20 protein-coding genes are annotated in these 18404 nt (G+C 68.4%); 14 read left to right on the forward strand and 6 right to left on the reverse strand.

The annotated features are described in order from the left end of the window. Positions 1-237 precede the first annotated feature (237 nt). From ABGB01_RS43700 to ABGB01_RS43715, 4 genes are all read left to right on the forward strand, one after another. On the forward strand, positions 238-597 hold the full coding sequence (locus ABGB01_RS43700; RefSeq protein ID WP_347780043.1) for a DoxX family protein: 360 nt from the start codon (positions 238-240) through the stop codon (positions 595-597). Between the two features lie 58 nt (positions 598-655). Further along, the gene (locus ABGB01_RS43705; RefSeq protein WP_347780045.1) at positions 656-1249 is read left to right on the forward strand and encodes a TetR/AcrR family transcriptional regulator; all 594 of its coding nucleotides are present in this window, start codon (positions 656-658) and stop codon (positions 1247-1249) included. A 462-nt stretch (positions 1250-1711) separates the two neighbouring features. Further along, positions 1712-2242 carry a pyridoxamine 5'-phosphate oxidase family protein gene (locus tag ABGB01_RS43710; protein ID WP_347780046.1) on the forward strand — a complete coding sequence of 177 codons (531 nt, stop codon included), beginning with the start codon at positions 1712-1714 and terminating at the stop codon, positions 2240-2242. Between the two features lie 483 nt (positions 2243-2725). Beyond that, positions 2726-2878 carry a hypothetical protein gene (locus ABGB01_RS43715; protein ID WP_347780047.1) on the forward strand — a complete coding sequence of 51 codons (153 nt, stop codon included), beginning with the start codon at positions 2726-2728 and terminating at the stop codon, positions 2876-2878. A 522-nt stretch (positions 2879-3400) separates the two neighbouring features. Here ABGB01_RS43715 and ABGB01_RS43720 read toward each other — a convergent pair. The 6 genes from ABGB01_RS43720 to ABGB01_RS43745 all read right to left on the reverse strand — a co-directional run bounded on the left by ABGB01_RS43720 (position 3401) and on the right by ABGB01_RS43745 (position 8215). Next, positions 3401-3601, reverse strand: a complete 201-nt coding sequence (locus ABGB01_RS43720; RefSeq protein WP_347780048.1) for a hypothetical protein — start codon at positions 3599-3601, stop codon at positions 3401-3403. Positions 3602-4146: 545 nt separating this feature from the next. Then, the gene (locus ABGB01_RS43725; protein ID WP_347780049.1) at positions 4147-4905 is read right to left on the reverse strand and encodes an SDR family oxidoreductase; all 759 of its coding nucleotides are present in this window, start codon (positions 4903-4905) and stop codon (positions 4147-4149) included. Next, positions 4902-5672 (reverse strand): aldolase/citrate lyase family protein, encoded by a 771-nt coding sequence (locus ABGB01_RS43730; RefSeq protein ID WP_347780051.1) that lies wholly within the window; start codon positions 5670-5672, stop codon positions 4902-4904. The genes ABGB01_RS43725 and ABGB01_RS43730 overlap by 4 nt, the downstream gene beginning before the upstream one ends. A gap of 3 nt (positions 5673-5675) precedes the next feature. Then, on the reverse strand, positions 5676-6569 hold the full coding sequence (locus ABGB01_RS43735) for an ABC transporter permease (RefSeq protein WP_347780053.1): 894 nt from the start codon (positions 6567-6569) through the stop codon (positions 5676-5678). Between the two features lie 14 nt (positions 6570-6583). Further along, on the reverse strand, positions 6584-7372 hold the full coding sequence (locus ABGB01_RS43740) for an ABC transporter ATP-binding protein (protein WP_347780055.1): 789 nt from the start codon (positions 7370-7372) through the stop codon (positions 6584-6586). Between the two features lie 63 nt (positions 7373-7435). Beyond that, on the reverse strand, positions 7436-8215 hold the full coding sequence (locus ABGB01_RS43745) for a helix-turn-helix domain-containing protein (RefSeq protein ID WP_132633068.1): 780 nt from the start codon (positions 8213-8215) through the stop codon (positions 7436-7438). A 195-nt stretch (positions 8216-8410) separates the two neighbouring features. Here ABGB01_RS43745 and ABGB01_RS43750 point away from each other — a divergent pair, with 195 nt between their 5' ends. From ABGB01_RS43750 to ABGB01_RS43795, 10 genes are read left to right on the forward strand one after another with little or no spacing between them, the layout of a single operon-like run. Continuing rightward, on the forward strand, positions 8411-9301 hold the full coding sequence (locus ABGB01_RS43750) for a DUF6282 family protein (protein WP_347780057.1): 891 nt from the start codon (positions 8411-8413) through the stop codon (positions 9299-9301). 35 nt (positions 9302-9336) lie between these two features. Further along, the gene (locus tag ABGB01_RS43755) at positions 9337-10203 is read left to right on the forward strand and encodes a hypothetical protein (RefSeq protein WP_347780058.1); all 867 of its coding nucleotides are present in this window, start codon (positions 9337-9339) and stop codon (positions 10201-10203) included. 33 nt (positions 10204-10236) lie between these two features. Further along, entirely contained in the window at positions 10237-11310 is a 1074-nt protein-coding gene (locus ABGB01_RS43760) for an ABC transporter substrate-binding protein (protein ID WP_347780060.1), read from the forward strand. Then, positions 11311-12288, forward strand: a complete 978-nt coding sequence (locus ABGB01_RS43765; RefSeq protein ID WP_347780062.1) for an LLM class flavin-dependent oxidoreductase — start codon at positions 11311-11313, stop codon at positions 12286-12288. A gap of 6 nt (positions 12289-12294) precedes the next feature. Next, on the forward strand, positions 12295-13377 hold the full coding sequence (locus ABGB01_RS43770; RefSeq protein WP_347780063.1) for an ABC transporter substrate-binding protein: 1083 nt from the start codon (positions 12295-12297) through the stop codon (positions 13375-13377). Between the two features lie 28 nt (positions 13378-13405). Continuing rightward, complete coding sequence (locus tag ABGB01_RS43775) at positions 13406-14599, forward strand: thiolase family protein (RefSeq protein WP_347780065.1); 1194 nt, start codon at positions 13406-13408, stop codon at positions 14597-14599. Beyond that, entirely contained in the window at positions 14596-15258 is a 663-nt protein-coding gene (locus tag ABGB01_RS43780; RefSeq protein WP_347780067.1) for a 3-oxoacid CoA-transferase subunit A, read from the forward strand. Before ABGB01_RS43775 ends, ABGB01_RS43780 begins: the two co-directional genes overlap by 4 nt. Before the next feature lie 41 nt (positions 15259-15299). Next, positions 15300-15920, forward strand: coding sequence for a 3-oxoacid CoA-transferase subunit B (locus tag ABGB01_RS43785; protein ID WP_347780071.1), 621 nt, complete (start codon positions 15300-15302; stop codon positions 15918-15920). 12 nt (positions 15921-15932) lie between these two features. Continuing rightward, positions 15933-17369, forward strand: coding sequence for an aldehyde dehydrogenase family protein (locus tag ABGB01_RS43790; protein WP_347780068.1), 1437 nt, complete (start codon positions 15933-15935; stop codon positions 17367-17369). Continuing rightward, positions 17363-17989, forward strand: coding sequence for a nuclear transport factor 2 family protein (locus tag ABGB01_RS43795; protein WP_347780070.1), 627 nt, complete (start codon positions 17363-17365; stop codon positions 17987-17989). Before ABGB01_RS43790 ends, ABGB01_RS43795 begins: the two co-directional genes overlap by 7 nt. Positions 17990-18404 lie beyond the last annotated feature (415 nt).

The following is an 18404-nucleotide window of genomic DNA, read 5'->3' on the forward strand; positions in this document are numbered from 1 at the left end:
CCGGCAGCCTTCGTGCGCCGCGCACCTCTTCCTCTCCTGAACGCGCACAGCCGATCGCGTCACGCACCCCTTCTTTCCCTCATGGGCACCAGGACCGGCGGGTCGCCCATCCATTGCGTGCCGGCGTTTCGGCACCCGCACGCCAAGGACGAGCCCGTCCATGCCGGGCTCCGAAAATACTATACCGTATGGTACGGTAGCAGCGCATCGTGAGCAATTCATTGCCCGAGGAGAGACATGTCAGCTTTGCCCGATCCGGTTTGGCCGGTTGTCGTCCTGGCGATCATCCAGGCCGGCGACGCCGTCATGTGCAGCAAGCCCGTTCCGTTCATCGCCCAGTGCTTCGAAGACGTGAACTGGCCGCGACGTCACTGGTGGATCATGCCACCGCTGAAGTTCGCCGCCGCCGCCGGTCTGATCCTGGGCATCTGGCTGCCGTATCTCGGCGCCGCGACCTGCGTCGCGCTCGTCCTCTACTTCATGGTCGCCATCGCGATGCACATCGCGGCCCGGGACTTCGGCCGCAACCTCTTCCTCAACGCCACCGCCATGCTGCTGATCTGCGTCGCGGTCGGCGTCTACAGCTTCATGGCATGAGGCTCGCCTGCGCCTCGGCGCGTGCCGGCCGCTCCATACCCGATGGTACGTTTGCCGGATGAGCACGGCACGAGACCGGTGGCTGAACGAAGGCTTGAAGGTCCTTGCGGAAGAAGGTGCGGCAGGAATTCGAATCGACCGGATCGCCGCTCGACTCAACCTGTCGAAAGGATCGTTCCACCATCACTTCGATGGCGCCGAGGGGTACAAGAAAGCGCTTCTCGCCTATTTCGAGCATCTATCGATTGAAATGTTCGAGAATGCAATTTCCGAGGTCGGTGAATCGGCTGGTGCCCGGGTAATCCTCGCACGGTTGACGAAGCTCGTCCGCCCTGGCGGCACAGGACTCTATCGTCCAGAGATCGATGTCGCATTGCGGGCGTGGGCGACTTGGGATGCGGATGTGCGTGCCGTGCAGACCCGCCTTGACGAGGCCAGACTGTCCGCACTCCAGCGGGTGTGGAGATCAGCCGTCGACAGCGACGAGGAGGCCCGGACGGCGGCCCTGTTGCCCTACCTGCTGGCGGTTGGAGCAACCGTCGTCTTTCCCCCCGTCGAAGCCGACCAGCTTCACGACCTCTACGAAATCCTCCTACCACTCGTACCGGATGGCTCCAGCCAGACACGGGATGACACGACGCCACCACCATGACCTCGCCACGCCAAGGCGGCGGTCACGGACAGGTAGGAGCAGGTGCAGCAGGCGGCGGGCATAGCCGCTCTCGCCCTCGCCGGCGGGGCCGAAGACCGCGCCGATCGGGGCCGCGTTCCGGTATCGACGAGCGTCCTCAGCTCCAGCAGGGGGATAGCCGCCGTGGCCAGGCTTTCCAGCCAGGCCCGGTTACGGACGGTGCCGGAGGCCTTAGAGAACTGCATCCGTCGAAGGAGACCGTGCGGTAGACCCCGAACCGTACTCCGGGCGTCGTGGGCCAGCGGTTCGCAGGCCGTCATGGAGACGGCTTGAGCGACCGCTCGCCTGCCGAGCAGCCCTGGTGGTTTCGCACAACCGATGAAAATCGTGACACAAGATGTCGGGTTTTGAGGCGAGCATGGTTCGCTGGTCGACGCCGATGGAGGACGTGGACCGAGCCCTACGGATAGACAAGGACCCGCAATGCGCGAAACACAAGAAGATCTCAAAGAGCTGCAGGCCCTGCTCGACGCTTCTCTCTCCCGTTCCAGCTCGCATCTCCGCTCGCTCATCAATACCGAAAGCACACTGACCGCAGAAAAGCTCACCGGGGTCCTCACCGGGATGTGCACCCTGGCCCTATCCACCGTGACGGCGAAGGGCGAGCCACGGATCAGCGGCGTGGACGGGCATTTCCTGCGCGGGAAGTGGCACTTCGGCACGGCGCGCGGCGCCGCCAAGGCCCGCCATCTCGCCGCCCGGCCCGCCGTCAGCGCCGCGCACATGCGCGGCGAGGATCTGGGCGTGTTCACGCACGGCACGGTGGAGATTCTCAACCCCCAGCACAGCGAGCCAGCCGCGGACTGGCCGGACCTGCTCGCCTACTTCAAGGACTTCTACGGCGACGACCTCTTCGACTGGGACAACGAAGTGGTCTACTACCGGCTGCATCCGCACTGGATGAGCGTCTACGCCCCCGACATCGCCAAGCTCACTGCGGCGTCCCGTTCCTGATCTGTCTGCGGCACGTGCCGCATCGGGACCGGCCACGTGCTGGAAGACCTGGTGAAGCGGCCCCTCAGCGCCATCTGGCGATGAGCGGCCACCGCGTAGTGGCGTTATCGGTTCGATCGGCATGGGTGGAGATCTGTCCGCCCATGTTCTGCTGTGTTGCGAGAGGGCGGACGAAGGTTGGCTGAATTCGTATGGGACGTCGCGAGTATGGAAAGACCTCGCCGGCCATCGACACTCCGCACAATGAGGCCCAGCTGGATGACGTCGCGATCGGTGAAGCCCGCGCGGGACAGGACAGCAGATCAGCACCACACTCCTCGACAACGCGGCGGCTACGGCATGGCAGGCGACCGATCGCATCCCGACATGACCGGGCGCGCCGTCGTAAAGGTGGCGTTCCGTTACAGACCACCGGCCGTCCCCTGCACGGGGGGAGCCCGGAAAGGGCCTCACAGTAAGTGACGTCTCAATTACGGTGGGGCCATGGGTAGCCGCGCGCAATATGCCACCATGCAGGACGGCACCTTCGGGCTCTACTACTCGCAGTGGGGCGCCTACCAGCTCGAACTCGACCTCCTGCCCGGCCCTGAACCCGCAACCCGGTTCGCCCGCCGACAGCGCGAGGTGAGCTCATGAACGTGGGAGCTCGAATGCGACGGTGCGTGTCTGATCGACCATGACGAACGGCGACTGCCGCTGTTCTGCCACTGCGGCGCCGATCAGAGCTACCGGCTCGCGGCCTTGGCGACGCTCGCCCGTACCTGGCCCGGCTGGCGGGTGGAGTGGGCCTATGACGGCCTTCAGCAGCTCAAGGCGGCAGCCGGCCACGCCACCGACCTTGCCGCGACAGGCCCTGGGGATCCACGGGCGGGCGAAGAATGGTGCGACGTGCTGGTCACCGTGATGCACCAAGGTCAGACACGGGCCCACCTCGTCGACTCGGCCGAATCGGTCATCCGCAGCGGGGCGAGGAGCCTGGACGACAACCGCTCTGCCTGGCCGACGATCACTTCCTGCCCCGGCAAGGTCGTCGCCGGTGTCCACCTCGACCTTGATGACCAGACCGCCGGCGTCTGGACCTCCTCCACGTTGCGCGGTGCCCTGCGGAACGTGGGGCAGGGGTGGCCTGGCTGGCACTGGTCGAACTGGGAGGACAGGTCAGCCGAGCAGGCACGCCGGGTCGCCGGAGCCCTCACCGTGCCGGAGCCGGACCTCGCGGAAGGTCTGCGCGCACTCGCCGCGGAGTTCGACAAGCATCAGGACGTGGACTCCGCCACCGAGTCGGCCTCCATCCTGCTCGCCGTCACCGACCTCCTGCGCCGGTGCCAGGGCGTCGGGGCTCCAGGCCCACGTCCACACAGACAACACCTTCACACACCGCCCCATGGATCTGACCGGCGAGGAGAAGGTCTTGGTCCACACCGCAATCGCCGGCCTCATGACGTCGCCCCGGTGAACGGGTCCAGCCGAGATAAGGGCAACGGCAATGAGCCGATCTTGACGCCCCGTCAGCTTGCCGTCCGACACGCCGGGCCGGGTGTGCGATGAGGTGCCGGCATGGCCAGGTCGGTAAGGAAGTTGTTCGATGCAGTAGGAAGTTGCCCGTATCGAGGATGCGAGCAACTTCTTGGTCGTGTCGTCGGCTTCACCATCAGTGATTTTTGGCGCTCCGGTTCCCCGAAGGAGACCCGGATTGCGAACGTAGGAGACGTCGTCGAAGGAAACGTCCGTGCTCGGCGGTGTTCCCTTCGGTGATCCGTCGCGGTCAGCAGGGCGCGGAGTCCGAGCAGGTTCTGCTCTCGCCAGGCTGCGCCGAGCGCTTCGAGGATTCCGGCCGGCTTGAAGTGTCGCGCGTGCCATCGGCGCAGCGCGGCGCCCCGGTTGACCTCAAGGGCCGGGACGGATCACGCGTCGTCGTTGCGAGGCACGTCGAGGTGGGTGACGAGGTTGATGCCGCCGTCGACGTGGATCACCTCACCGGTGACGAAGGGGGCCTTGATGAGCGCCAGGACCATCGCTGCGACGTCGGATGGTTGCCCGAGCCGGCCCAGCGGTGTCATCGCCCCGGTGCGCGCCGCCCGCGTGGCGAGGCTGTCCGAGGTCAGTCGGGTCTGGAGTGGCCCCGGGGCGATCGCGTTCACCCGGACGTCCGGACCCACGGCCTTGCCCAGCAGCCTCGTCAGGTGGTCGAGCGCGGCCTTGCTGACGGAGTAGGGGATCGAGCTGCCGAGGGGGCGCGAGCCGCCCACCGAGGTGATGTTGATGATCTGGCCGCCGGGCTCCATGACCTTCACGGCGGCGACGGAGACCTGCCACGTCCCGACGACGTTGACGCCGAGGATCCGGTGCCAGTCGTCAGCGGTGATCGCATCCAGGTCGGCGTGGGGGACGGGTCGCGACACCCCGGCGTTGTTCACCAGCAGGTCGAGCCGGCCGTGCCGCTCCACGGCCGTCTCCACCAGGCGCACGGCGTCGGAGGGATCGGCGATGTCGGCCTGGACGTAGCTCGCCCCCGGGAGCTGGGCCGCGAGCCGCTCACCGGCGTCGACCGAGGTGGCCGAGTTCACCACGACGGTGAAGCCGTCGGCCGCGAGCGCGCGGGCGATCCCTTCTCCGATCCCGGAGCTCGAGCCCGTCACGATGGCGACACGTGGCGCGCTCACCGGGCGACTCGCTCGGCGACGGGCGCTTTCAGCGCGTTCACGATCGCCCGGCCTCCGCCGGCGAGGATCGAGGTGTCGTTGCTGACCACCACGTAGGCGTAGCCGCGGGCCAGCGCGGCCCTGGCCTGGTCGCTCGTGGCGGACGCGGTGCCGATGGGGACGCCTGCCGCGGCGGCGCCCTCCAGCGCGGACGTGACGAGCCGGTCCACCTCGTCGCTTCCCGCCGCGACGCCCATCGACATCGACAGGTCGGCCGTCCCGACGAGCGCGGCGCCGATGCCGTCGAGGGCCAAGATCTCCCTCGCGTTCCTCATCGCCGCCTCGCTTTCGAGCTGGACGACGCACAGGGCCTGCTCGTTGCCGTACGCGAGGTAGTCCGCCCGTGGCAGCAGCCCCCAGCGACCCGCTCGGCTGGTACCGCCGGACCCGCGGTCGCCGCGCGGCGGGAAGCGGGTGGCCCGCACGACCGACCGGGCCTGCTCGACCGTGTCGACGTGCGGCACGACCACACCGGCCGCGCCCGCGTCCAGGACCCGCTGGATCACGCTGAGGCCGTGGTCAGGCACCCTGACGAGCGGGTCCACCCCGAGGGCGCGGGCCATCGCGATGTGGGTCGAGGCGGCGCCCAGGTCCAGTGTCGTGTGCTCGAGGTCGATGACCACGAAGTCGAAGCCCGCGTGGGCCATGATCTCGACACTCTCGTTGCTGGAGAGCTTGATCCAGGTCCCGAGCGTGCCGCCGTTGATTCCGTCGCGTACCCGTGCCATGGCTCAGACCTCGCCGGCGGTGTCGGTGGGGGTGGTGGTCCAGAAGACCAGCCACTTGCCGAGCTGCACGACGACCGCGTGCAGTGCGATGCCGACGGCCGACAGCACGACGATCACCGCGAAGGTCCTGGCCACGTCCAGGGTGAAGTTGCTCGCCTGGATCAGGTAGCCCAGACCTTCGGAGCTGCCCACGAACTCCGCGACCACGGCGCCGGTCACGGACAGGATGACGGCGACCTCCAGTCCCGCGAAGATGTGCGGAAGCGCCGACGGGATCTGCAGGTGCCGCATGACCTGCATGCGGGACGCGCCGAAGGACCGGAGCATCTCGACCTGCTCGTAGGCGGCGGACCGGAATCCCAGGACGGCGTTGATGAGGAGGGGGAAGAACGCGATCAGGGCGACGGTCAGCACCTTCGAGCTGATCCCGATGCCGAACCAGACGATCAGCAGAGGCGCCATGGCGACCTTCGGGATGGTCTGGGTCAGGATGAGCAGCGGGAAGAGCACGCGCTCCACCGTCCGGAACTGGGTGATGAGCACCGCGGAGACCAGTGCCGAGCCGACCGCGATGCCGAACCCGATCAGTATCTCCTTCAGGGTGACGATCGAGTGGGTCGTCAGGCTGCCGTCCTGGAAGCCGTCGACCAGGGAGGCGGCGACGGCCGTGGGCGCGGGGACGAGGATGTTGGAGACGTCGAACATCTCCACGACGACCTGCCAGACCACCAACAGCCCGATGAACACCAGCACGCTGTAGGTGATCTCCGGTACTCGGCGGCGTCGGCGTCGGGCCGGGGTGTCCGAGTTCGTGGGCGCCTCCACCGGCGCGGTTTCGCCGTCCGGGACGGCGAGTGCCTCTCGGTCGGCTGCGTGGCGCTTGGTGTGGGTGGACATCAGGTCTCCTAGGCCTAGTGGGCGCTGTGCTCGGAGTCGAGCAGCTTGCGGATCTTCAGGACGATCTCGCCGAACTCGGGCGTGTTGATGTTCTCGAGCCGCCGCGGTCGAGGGAGCGCGACCTCGACGACGTCCGCCAACCGGCCGGGTCGCGGTGTCATGACCACGACGCGGTCGGCGAGGAGCACCGCCTCGGGGATGCTGTGCGTCACGAACAGCACGGTCTTGCGGTCCTGGTCCCAGATCTTCAGCAGGTCCAGCCCCATCTGGTCGCGGGTCATCGCGTCGAGGGCGCCGAACGGCTCGTCCATGAGCAGGATGCGCGGGTCGTGCATCAGGGCGCGGCCGATCCCGACCCGCTGCTGCATCCCGCCGGACAGCTCGTTGGGATACCGGTCGCCGAATTCCTCAAGGCCGAGCATCACCAGCAGCTCGTCGGCCTTCGCGTGGGTCGCGGCGTCCCGGGCGTGGTGAAGGTCCGGCGACGTCAGCAGGTTCTTCCGCACGGTGCGCCATGGCAGCAGCAGCGGCTGCTGGAAGACCATCCCGAGCTGGTTGCGGTGGGTGTCCTCCGACGGCCCGAAGGTGACCTGTCCGGAGGTCTGGTGGGACAGGCCCATGATGATCCGCAGCAGCGTGCTCTTGCCGCAGCCGCTGGGGCCGACGATGGAGATGAACTCACCGGCTCGGACGCTGAGGGAGACGTCGTCGAGAGCCTGGACGGTCCCGCCGGACTTCGTCGGGTAGAGCATGGACAGCGAGTCCAAGCGGATCGCGCAGTCGGTGTCGGTGCTGGTCGGCATGTCTGTCATTCCTCACCTGATTCGAGCGCGCTGCCCGCGCCCCGGTTGTCGTGCTGGCAGCAGTCAGTCGGCCGCCTCGGGCCACGTGCCGCCCATCTCCTTGGTCAGTCGCTTGCATGCGGCCTTCAACGCCGTGGCCTCTCGGGAGTCCAGCGCCTCCGGCAGCATCCGCTCGGTGCCGACGGCCGCGATCGTGGCGCAGATCCCGGTCGCCGCGAACACCGGCGCCGCGACGATGCAGATGCCGCGGTGGTTGACGTGGCTGCTCATGCCGGCCTGTCGGATCGCCTCGATACGACGGCGAGTCTCGGTGCGCTGGGGCTCGGGGAGGCTGCCGGTGAGCCGGTCGGCGTGGAACTGGTCGGGGAGGAAGGCCAGGAAGACCTTGGCCTGCGAGGAGTCCAGGGCGAGCTGCGAGCCCACGCGCACCGTCACCAGGGTGGGATGGTCGGCCTCCTCGACCAGCGAGACCACCGGGCCGGAGGTGCCCCACAGCGACAGCACGGTGCTGACCTTGATCTCGAGCGCGAGCTCGCGCATGTAGGCCGGCGCCATCTGCATGATGCGCTGCTGTCCCAGCATGAAGCTGCCGAGCTGCAGGATCGACCGTCCGGGACGGACGAGTGCGGAGTCCTCCACACGCTCGAGCAGGCCGGAGCTGATCATCGAGCTGAAGTAGCGGTGCACCGTGGTCCGGTTCAGACCGAGCCGGCGGGTGGTCTCCGCGACGGAGAGCTCCGGAGTCTCCGGATCGAACAGTCCGAGGATCTGCGCGGTCCGGCTCACCGCCTGGATGTCCTGCTCGCGAGCAGTCACCGGCTTGTCGACCTCGTGCTCCGTCATCGGCCCCCCGTCTCGTTGAGTGTCCACAAAGAGTTCTCATAGTTCGTAGTACGGACAGAGAGTAAGTGTGCCCTGCGTCTCCCTGCAAGGTTTTGCTGGGGATTCGCAGCAGCGTTTTCCGAACGCGCCCTATTGACAGACCGGATAGCGAACTCACAGTCTGTGATGCGAACAGTGCCGACGCCTGGAGACTGCATGACTGACACACCCGCCATCATCAAGCTGCTGAACGGCTGCGTTGACCTGCACTGCCATTCCGGCCCGAACCCCTTCCCCCGACGCATCGACCATGCCGAGGCCGGCAAGGACGGCGAGCGGCTCGGCATGCGGGGCGTGCTGGTGAAGTCCCACCACCACAACACCGTCATGGACCTGCTCGCGATGAGCGACCGGCTGGCGAAGATCAGCACCCCGGTCTTCGGCGGCATCACCCTGAACAGCATGGTCGGCGGCATCAACCCGCACGCGGTGGCCATGTCACTGCGCATGGGGGGCAGGGCCGTGTGGTTTCCGACGTTCTCGGCCGGCCGGCACATCGACTGCCATCCGGAGGGCGTCGGCTTCCCCACGGCGAGCGTCGAGGTGCCGTCGTCCCGGGTCGGCATCCACCAGGAGAACGGTGAGCTCATCCCTCAGGTCCACGAGGTGCTCGACCTGGTGAAGGAGACCGGCGCGATGGTGACAGGCGGTCACATGGAGACCGAGTCGATCACCCAGCTGTTCGCCGCGGCCAAGGACAAGGGTGTCACCCGGATGCTGCTCAACCATCCCGACTACGTCATCGGCGCCGACGAGGCGAAGTGCCGTGAGCTCGTCGGCTACGGAGCGTTCATCGAGCACGAGACCGGCTTCTACGACCCCGAGGGGACCAAGAAGTGGGACCCGAGGCTCCTCCTGGACTGGATCGAGAAGATCGGCCCGGAGCACACCGTGATGGCCTCCGACCTCGGCCAGAAGGATCGGCCGCTGCCGGTGGACTCCTACATCCGCGTCGCGACCGCGCTGCTGGACCTTGGCCTGGACGAGAGGTCGCTGCGGCAGATCTTCTGCGACAACCCGGCCTTCCTGCTCGGCCTGGACGACTGAACGACCACACCCCCTACGACTGATGAGGACAGACGATGACCACCTTGGCCACCCCACCCGACGTGGAGTTCTCAGACCTCGGTACGGGCGATCCCGACGAGACGACCCCTGCCGGATCGTCGACGTGGTACTTCCGCGGACACAACTTCGTGCTCGCCTACACGATGCTGGTCGCCGGCGACGTGCTGGAGCGGGGTGATCAGCCGGACGAGTACGTCGTGATCCTCCCCTACGAGGAGTGCGGCGTCGAGGTCCGTGCGTCGCGGGAGGTCGCGCCGGTCTCGGGCAAGGCGGTGGTGATGGTCCCGCCGGGCGGCAGCGCGATCGTCGGCGTCGACGACTGCACCGTCGTGCGGCTGTTCAGCTCCCGGTCCACCGACCTGCTGGACAAGGCGCGCAACCGGGATTCGTACGCGGAGCCGCACCCGAACACCAAGCCGTTCGAGCCGTGGCCGGACCCGCCGGAAGGTTATCGCATCCGGCCCTACCGGCTGGCCGACCTCGAGGTGACGCAGGACGCCATCCGCCCGGGCCAGATCGTGCGGTGCAGTACCTTCATGATCAACTTCCTGGCGCCCAGGATCGGTCCGCGTGACCCCGACACCCTCTCGCCGCACGACCACGACGACTTCGAGCAGTGCTCGCTCGCCGTGGAGGGAGAGTACGTCCACCACCTGCGGACCCCGTGGTCCAAGCGTCGCAGCGAGTGGCGCGAGGACCGGCACCTGCGGTGCGGCAGTCCTTCGGTGGCCGTGATCCCTCCGCCCATGATCCACACCAGCGAGGCCGTGGGCTCGGGGACCAACCAGCTGATCGACATCTTCTGTCCGCCGCGTCTGGACTTCTCCCTGACGCCGGGCCGGGTGCTCAACGAGGACACCTACCCACTCCCCAACCAGTAAGAGGGCGGTTCCGTCGTGAAGACCAGACGAGCCATGAAAGTCGTGAGTGGTGCGCTCACCGTCCTGTGCGCGACCGCAATGCTGAGTGCGTGCGGTTCCGACAGCGAACCCGAGGCCTCGGCCAAGTCCGGCGGGCTGACGCCCGTGACGTTCGCGATGGCGTCCCCGAGCTGGAACGCCGGTTACGCGGTCATGGCCGTCGTGGAGGCCGAGGGCTTCTACGAGGAGGAGGGTCTGAAGGTCACGACCAACCTGTTCCCGTCGGCCACCCAGGCGGCGCAGCAGGTCGCCGGCGGCGGGGCCGACCTCGGCCTCATGACGGTCGAGCCCGTGGCCATCGGGCACGACAAGGACCTGGACCTGGCCTACTTCAGCTCCTACTGGGCGAAGTGGATCTACAGCCTGCAGGTGCCGGCCGGTTCCGACGTGAAGAGCATCGCCGACCTGCAGGGCAAGAAGATCGGCGTCTCCGCGGTCGCGAGCTCCGGCGCGACGTTCGCCCGGACCGCGATGGAGCTCAACGGGATGAGCCAGAACGCTGCCGGCCTGGTGCCGATCGGTGCCGGTGCCCAGCAGATCAACGCCATCAAGAGCGGCCAGGCCGACGCGCTGGCGCTCTGGGACATCCAGTACCAGATCGTCAAGAACGCCGGCGTCACCCTGACGCCGCTTCCGGTCAAGGAGACGGCGGAGGCGTGGGGCGGCGGCTTCGCGACGACCCGGAAGAACCTCGAGGCCAAGAAGGACGTCCTCGAACGGTTCGGTCGTGCGGTGGCGAAGGCGTTCGTCTTCTCCAAGGCCAACCCCGAAGCCGCGATCCGCGACCTGTGGAAGCTCCACCCGGAGACCCGCGGGTCCGACCCGGAGGAGAAGGCGCTGGCTGACGGGGTCAAGGTCCTCGAGGTCCGCCTGGACGGACAGGGCTTCGACGACAAGACCCTGGGCAGGATCGACGAGGCGGCGTTCACCCGTTCGCTCGACTTCATGGCCTCGGCCGGACTGATCAAGAATTTCCCCGCGAAGGAGATCTACACCGACGAGATGTTCAAGGCGTTCAACGACTTCTCCTACGACGACGTCGTCAAGCAAGCAGAGAGCACCGGCTGAATGCGGCTGGGGATCGCGCTCGACCTGAGCTCCCAGGAGCCGGTCCGCCCACAGGTGGATCGCACCGTCACGATGCTCGCCCACGCGGAGCAGCACGGTTTCGACTCCGCGTGGGTGGGGGAGAGCTATCACGCGGCCGCTCAGCCGTTCCACCTCCCGTCCGCCCTGATGGTCCTGGGACATCTGGCCGGACGGACGTCCCTGGCGCTGGGATCAGCGGTGCTGCTCCTGCGCGCGTACAGTCCGGAGAAGCTGGCCTACGAGGCCGCGCTGCTCGACCAGTTGTGCGGCGGGAAGCTCACCCTCGGCCTCGGGCTCGGCAGCTCGGAGGTCGCCCAACGGGTCGGGCTGCCCGCGTCGGGTCCGGCCGGCGCGGCCTTCGACGCCACGCTGAAGCTGCTGCGCGACGCCTGGTCCGCCGACGCGAGTGCCGATGCGCCGGTGGCGATCCCACCCCCGGTGCAGCGCGGTGGGCCGCGGATCCTGGTGGGCGGCAAGGTGGCTGCCTCGGCCCGTCGTGCCTCAACGCTCGCCGACGGATTCTACGGCGCGACGAACTACTGCGACAACCTGTTGATCAAGCAGTCGGCCGCCTACTGGTCATATCGCGGTGGGACGGGCGGAGCGGTCGCCACCACCAGGTTCTGCGTCGTCCACGAGGACGCCGCCACCGCCCGCGAGCTCGCCGCGCGCCACCTGAAGGCCGCGACCGGCTACTACACCGAGCGGGGCGCATGGATGGGTGCGGACGGCCCCGCTGAGCCCGAGCTCCCCATGGTGGGCACGCCCGACGAGATCGACGCGACGATCGCCCGGTACGTCCGGGCGGGGGTCACGTCCGTCCAGCTGCGGGTCGCCCCGTACGGCACGCCGCCGGAGGTCGCCCGCCACACGCTCGACCTCGTCGGGCGGCACGTCCTCCCGCACTGGCACGACACGACGACTTCCGACGCGATCACGAGCTCCGATGGGGAATGACCGACGATGACGAGACCACTCAAGAGCTTGACCGCCCTGTTCGCGGGCATCCTCATGGTGACCACGCTGAGCGCATGCGGTTCGGAGGGGGGCGACCCGGCGGGCGGCGGCGACCTCGACACCGTCACGTTCGCCCTGAGCGCGCCCAGCTGGAACGCCGGCTACACCACCTTGGTGGTCCCCGAGGCCGAGGGCTACTTCAAGGACGAAGGGCTCGACGTCAAGGTCCAGCTGTTCCCCTCCGGCACGCAGTCGGCGCAGCAACTGGCCGCCGGCGGCGCCGACATCGGACTGATGACCGGTGAGCCGGTCGCGATCGGTCACGCCAAGAACCTGGACCTGGTCTACTTCGCGTCGTACTACCCGCACTGGATCTACAGCCTGCAGCTGCCCCAGGGCTCGGATGTGAGGAGCATCGCGGACCTGGAGGGCAGGAAGGTCGGGGTGACCGCGGTGGCCAGCTCGGGCGGGACGTTCGCCCGGACCGCGATGGAGCTCAACGGGATGAGCGAGAACGCTGCCGGCCTGGTGCCGATCGGTGCCGGCGCCCAGCAGATCAACGCCATCAAGAGCGGCCAGGTCGATGCGCTGGCCCTCTGGGACACCCAGTACGCGATCGTCGAGGACTCCGGGATCGAGCTCACCCCGTTGCCGGTGCCCCAGACCGCCGGCATCTGGGGCGGCGGGTTCGCGGCGACGCGGAAGACGATCGACGAGCGGAAGGACGTCCTGGAACGGTTCGGCCGCGCCATCGCGAAGGGCTTCGCATTCGCCCAGGCCAACCCTGAGGCCGCGATCCGCGACCTGTGGAAGCTCCACCCGGAGACCCGGGGCACCGGACCGGAGAAGGACGCGATGGCGTCCCAGGTCAAGATCCTCCAGGTCCGGCTGGCCGACCAGGGGATCGAGGACGACGACTGGGGCCGGATCGAGCCGGAGGCGGCAACCGGGATGGTCGAGTTCATGACGTCCGCCGGGCTCGTGGACAAGGCGTTCCCTGCCACGGAGATCTACACGACCGACCTTCTCGACGCCATCAACGACTTCTCCTACGACGACATCCGCAAGCAAGCGAAGGACGCCTCCTGAGATGGGGCAGGAAGTGGAGACGACCCGGATGAGCAGCTCATTCGTGTACGCGTCGGTCCGGACCCCGTTCGGCCGGTTCAACGGAGCCCTGGCCGACACGAGGACCGACGATCTGGCCGCGACCGCGCTGAAGGGGCTTCTCGACCGCTCGCCGGGCCTGGATCCCGGCCTGGTCGACGACGTGTTCTGGGGCAACGCCAACGGCGCCGGCGAGGACAATCGCAACGTCGGCCGGATGGCCGTGCTGCTGGCGGGCATGCCCGTCTCGGTGACCGCCACCACGGTGAACCGGCTCTGCGGCTCGTCGCTGGACGCCGCCATGATGGCCGCACGCATGATCGAGGTCGGCGACGCGGAGATCGCGATCGCCGGAGGCGTGGAGTCGATGACGCGGGCGCCGTGGGTCCTGCCCAAGCCGTCGCGCCGGTTCCCGGCGGGCGACGTCACCGCCGTCTCCACGACGCTCGGCTGGCGGCTGGTGAACGAGCGGATGCCCGCCGAGTGGACGGCCTCGCTGGGCGAGTGCAACGAGCAGCTGCGGGAGAAGTTCTCGATCTCACGCGAGCGGCAGGACGAGTTCGGCGCCCGCTCGCACCGCCTCGCGGCGGAGGCGTGGAAGAAGGGCTTCTACGACGACCTCGTGGTGCCCGTCCCCGGCGCCGACCTGGTCCAGGACGAGAGCATCCGTGCCGGCACCTCGCTCGAGACGCTGGCAGGGCTGAAGCCGGCGTTCCGGCCCGACGGGACGATCACCGCCGGGAACTGCTCACCGTTGAACGACGGCGCGAGCGCGGTCCTGCTGGGCTCGGCGAGCGCGGCCGCGACCATCGGTCGTGACCCGGTCGCGCGGATCGCCGGTCGCGGCTGGGCGGCGCTGGAACCGCAGCAGTTCGGCTACGCCCCGGTCGAGGCCGCCGGCGACGCGCTCGAGCGGGCGGGCATCACCTGGGACGACATCGGCGCCGTCGAGCTGAACGAGGCGTTCGCCGTCCAGTCGATCGCCTGTGTCGACGCCTGGCTGAAGCTCGGGCTGCGGGACGCCGAGGTCGTCAACGCCAAGGGCGGGGCGATCGCCATCGGGCACCCACTGGGCGCCTCGGGCGGGCGCATTCTCGGGACCCTCGCGGCGCGGCTCGTGGAGTCCGGTGAACGATGGGGCGTGGCGGCCATCTGCATCGGTGTGGGTCAGGGCTTGGCGATCGTGCTGGAGAACGTCGCATGACGCTGGTCTGCACCTCTGCCGACGAGGCGGTCAGCGGCATCGCCGACGGCTCGACGGTGCTGGTCGGCGGCTTCGGCGCGGCCGGCCTGCCGTTCGACCTGATCGACGCGCTGATCCGGCAGGGAGCGCGAGACCTCACCGTCGTGTCGAACAACGCGGGCAACGGGGACACCGGGCTTGCGGCGCTGCTCGCGGCCGGGCGGGTGAGCAAGATCGTGTGCTCGTTCCCCCGGCAGACGGACTCCTGGGTCTTCGACGAGCTGTACCGCAGCGGGAAGATCGAGCTCGAGGTCGCGCCGCAGGGGAACCTGGCCGAGCGCATGCGCGCCGCCGGAGCCGGGATCGGCGGGTTCTACACCCGCACCGGAGCCGGGACCCTCCTCGCGGGGGGAAAGGAGACCCGCGAGATCGACGGCCGGACGTACGTCCTCGAGCTGCCCATCGCCGCCGACGTCGCGCTCATCAGCGCCCACACCGCGGACACCCTCGGGAACCTCGTCTACCGCAAGACGGCACGCAACTTCGCGCCCGTCATGGCGACGGCCGCGACGACCACCGTCGTGCAGGTGAGGCACGTCGTCGAGCCGGGAGTGCTGGATCCTGAGGCCGTGGTCACCCCAGGCATCTACGTCGACCGGATCGTACGGGTGGCGCCGTGATCGTTCAGCACATTGATCGCAGCCCTCTCGGGCGGGACGAGATGGCCCAGGTGCTCGCGCGCGACATCCCCTGCGGGGCGTACGTCAACCTCGGCATAGGTCAGCCCACGACCGTCGGCGACCACCTCCCCCCGGAGTCGGGGGTCATCCTCCACACCGAGAACGGCATGCTCGGCATGGGGCCGGCGGCGACGGGCGACGCGATCGACCCCGACCTGATCAATGCCGGCAAGTTCCCGGTGACCGAGCTGCCCGGCGCCTCGTACTTCCACCACGCCGACTCGTTCGCCATGATGCGAGGCGGCCACCTCGACCTGTGCGTCCTCGGCGCCTACCAGGTCTCGGCATCGGGGGATCTCGCCAACTGGCACACCGGCGAGCCCGACGCGATCCCGGCGGTCGGCGGGGCGATGGACCTCGCCGTGGGCGCCAAGCAGGTCTACGTGCTGATGTCGCTGTTCACCAGGACCGGCGAGCCGAAGCTCGTCAGGGAATGCACGTATCCGCTCACCGCGCTGCGGTGCGTGGACCGGGTCTATACCGACGTCGCCACGTTCGAGATCACCGGAGGGGACGAGGTCCTCGTCCGGGAGACGTGGGGGATCTCGTTCGACGAGCTCCGCTCGCGCGTCGACGTCCCGCTCGCTGCGGCGACACCATGAGGAGGTAGGAGAGTGTCCACCAGGCACCAGTTCTACATCGGGGGCGCGTGGGTCGATCCGGCCGCGCCGCGGACCTTGGGCGTCCTCGACCCCGCGATCGAGGAGACGTTCGCGACGATCAGCCTCGGGACGGCCGAGGACGTCGACCGCGCGGTGGTGGCGGCGCGCGCGGCCTTCGCCGCGTACTCGCAGGTCAGCGTGGAGCAACGGCTGGAGTACCTCGAGCGGATCATCTCCGGCTTCCGGGCTCGGCTGCCCGAGATCGCCCGGACGATGACGCGCGAGATGGGGGCGCCGATCACGTTCGCGACGGAACGCCAGGCCACGGTGGCGCTGTTCCACTTCGAGGAGGCGGCCCGCGTGCTCGCGGACTACCGCTTCGAGGAGGAGATGGGAGCCGGGATCGTGCGGCGCGAGCCGATCGGCGTCTGCGGTCTCATCACGCCGTGGAACTGGCCGCTGAACCAGGTCGCGTCGAAGGTGGCCCCGGCCCTCGCCACGGGATGCACCGTGGTGCTCAAGCCCAGCGAGATCGCGCCGCTCAGCGCCATGGTGCTGGCCGAGGTCATCCACGACGCCGGGCTGCCGCCCGGCGTGTTCAACCTCGTCAACGGTGACGGTCCCACGGTCGGTGAGGCCATCGCGGCGCACCCCGACATCGACATGGTCTCGCTCACCGGCTCGACCGGCGCCGGCATCAGGGTCTCCAAGCTCGCGGCCGACACGGTGAAGCGCGTCGCGCTCGAGCTCGGTGGCAAGTCGGCCAACATCATCCTGCCCGACGCGGACCTTGCGTCCGCGGTCGTCGCCGGGGTGCACTCGTGCTACACCAACGGCGGCCAGAACTGTCAGTCGCCTACGCGGATGCTCGTGCACCGCTCGCAGCGCGACGAGGCGTACGCCGCTGCGCGACGGGCGGTCGAGGAGGTCCGTCTCGGGGACCCGTTCGATCCGTCGACCACGATGGGGCCCGTGGTGAGTCAGGCTCAGCTGGAGAAGATCACCGCGCTCGTGCAGTCGGGGATCGACGAGGGCGCGACGCTCGTGGTCGGCGGCCCGGGACGCCCCAACGGGCTCGACAAGGGGTTCTACGTCCGCCCGACCGTGTTCGGCGACGTCACGCCGCAGATGCGGATCGCGCGCGAGGAGATCTTCGGCCCCGTGCTCTCGATCCTGCTCTACGAGACCGAGGACGAGGCCGTCGAGATCGCGAACGACACGCCGTTCGGGCTGGCGGGCTTCGTGCAGTCGAAGGACCCCGACCACGCCCGCAGCGTCGCCAACCGCATCCGTGCGGGCCGCGTCTACCTCAACGGCGCTCCGTTCGACCGCAGCCTGCCGTTCGGCGGCTACAAGCAGTCCGGGAACGGACGAGAGTTCGGGCGGTTCGGCTTCGAGGAGTACCTCGAGGTGAAGGCCGTGCTCGGCTACGAGAGGACGACATGGTGAACCTCGACCACGGCGAGCGGCTGGCGGTCCTCCTGGACCGCGAGGAGCTCTTCGACCTGGTGAGGCGGGAGCGCTTCGCCCGCGACCAGCGGCTCTTCGACGTGATGCGTGACTGCTTCCACGACGACGCCTACGTCCGGACCACGTGGTACGACGGACGCGGCGGCGAGGCCTACGTCGAGGCGACGAAGACCTGGATGGCGCGGACCGGGAACAGCAAGCACTGGGTCTTCCCCGCCTACGCGCGGGTCGAGGGCGACCGGGCGACCGTCGAGAGCCCGGCGAAGATCTTCAACCGGACCACGGTGGAGGGAGTGGAGGTCGACTTCCACGCCTACTGCCGGTTCTTCTCACGTGCCGTCCGGGACGAAGGACGGTGGAGGCTGATGAGCTTCGAGATCCTACTGGAGCGCGACGAGCTGCGCCCCGTCCACGCGGGTGAGGTGCTCCCGGTGGACGTGGCCCAGCTCGCTGGGCTTCGGCCGTCCTACCGGTTCCTCACCTGGATCCAGTCGACCCGCGGCGTGACGGTGAGTCAGGACCTGCTCGGCGACGACCGGCCGGCCGGGCTCGACGCGTTCCACCAGGGCGAAACCGCCTGGCTCGCCGGCACGGGATAGCGGTCAACCCACGACCCACGGATTATGAGTCGGCTCGATTGGTGCCGCTCAGTGCCACCTAGTGTTGTTTTATATTGCTGTAGCCGGGATTCTTCCAGGTGTCGTGTCGGCCTGGGCCTATGCGTACCGCGCCGTAGCGCGTACACGCAAGCAACTACCGAGCAAGGCGGATTCAACCGGTCGTCGCAACACCTTGATCCGGAGGTGTTGTATGGGCAGACCAGCAGGGTGGATGACGACGCGCACCGGGCGGCCAGCGATGCGGTCACCGGGACGGCCCCCCATTCGGGGTCTCCGATCTTGATCGGGAAACGGCCGGCCGACTCGCGCTCGAAGGTCACCGTATGTGACGGTTGATGGGGACGTCGGACCCGGACATGCGAAACCCGTGGCTCTTGTGGATCATGACTGTTCT

This window comes from Nonomuraea sp. B5E05, assembly GCF_039880665.1.
In the GTDB taxonomy this organism is placed as follows: domain Bacteria; phylum Actinomycetota; class Actinomycetes; order Streptosporangiales; family Streptosporangiaceae; genus Nonomuraea.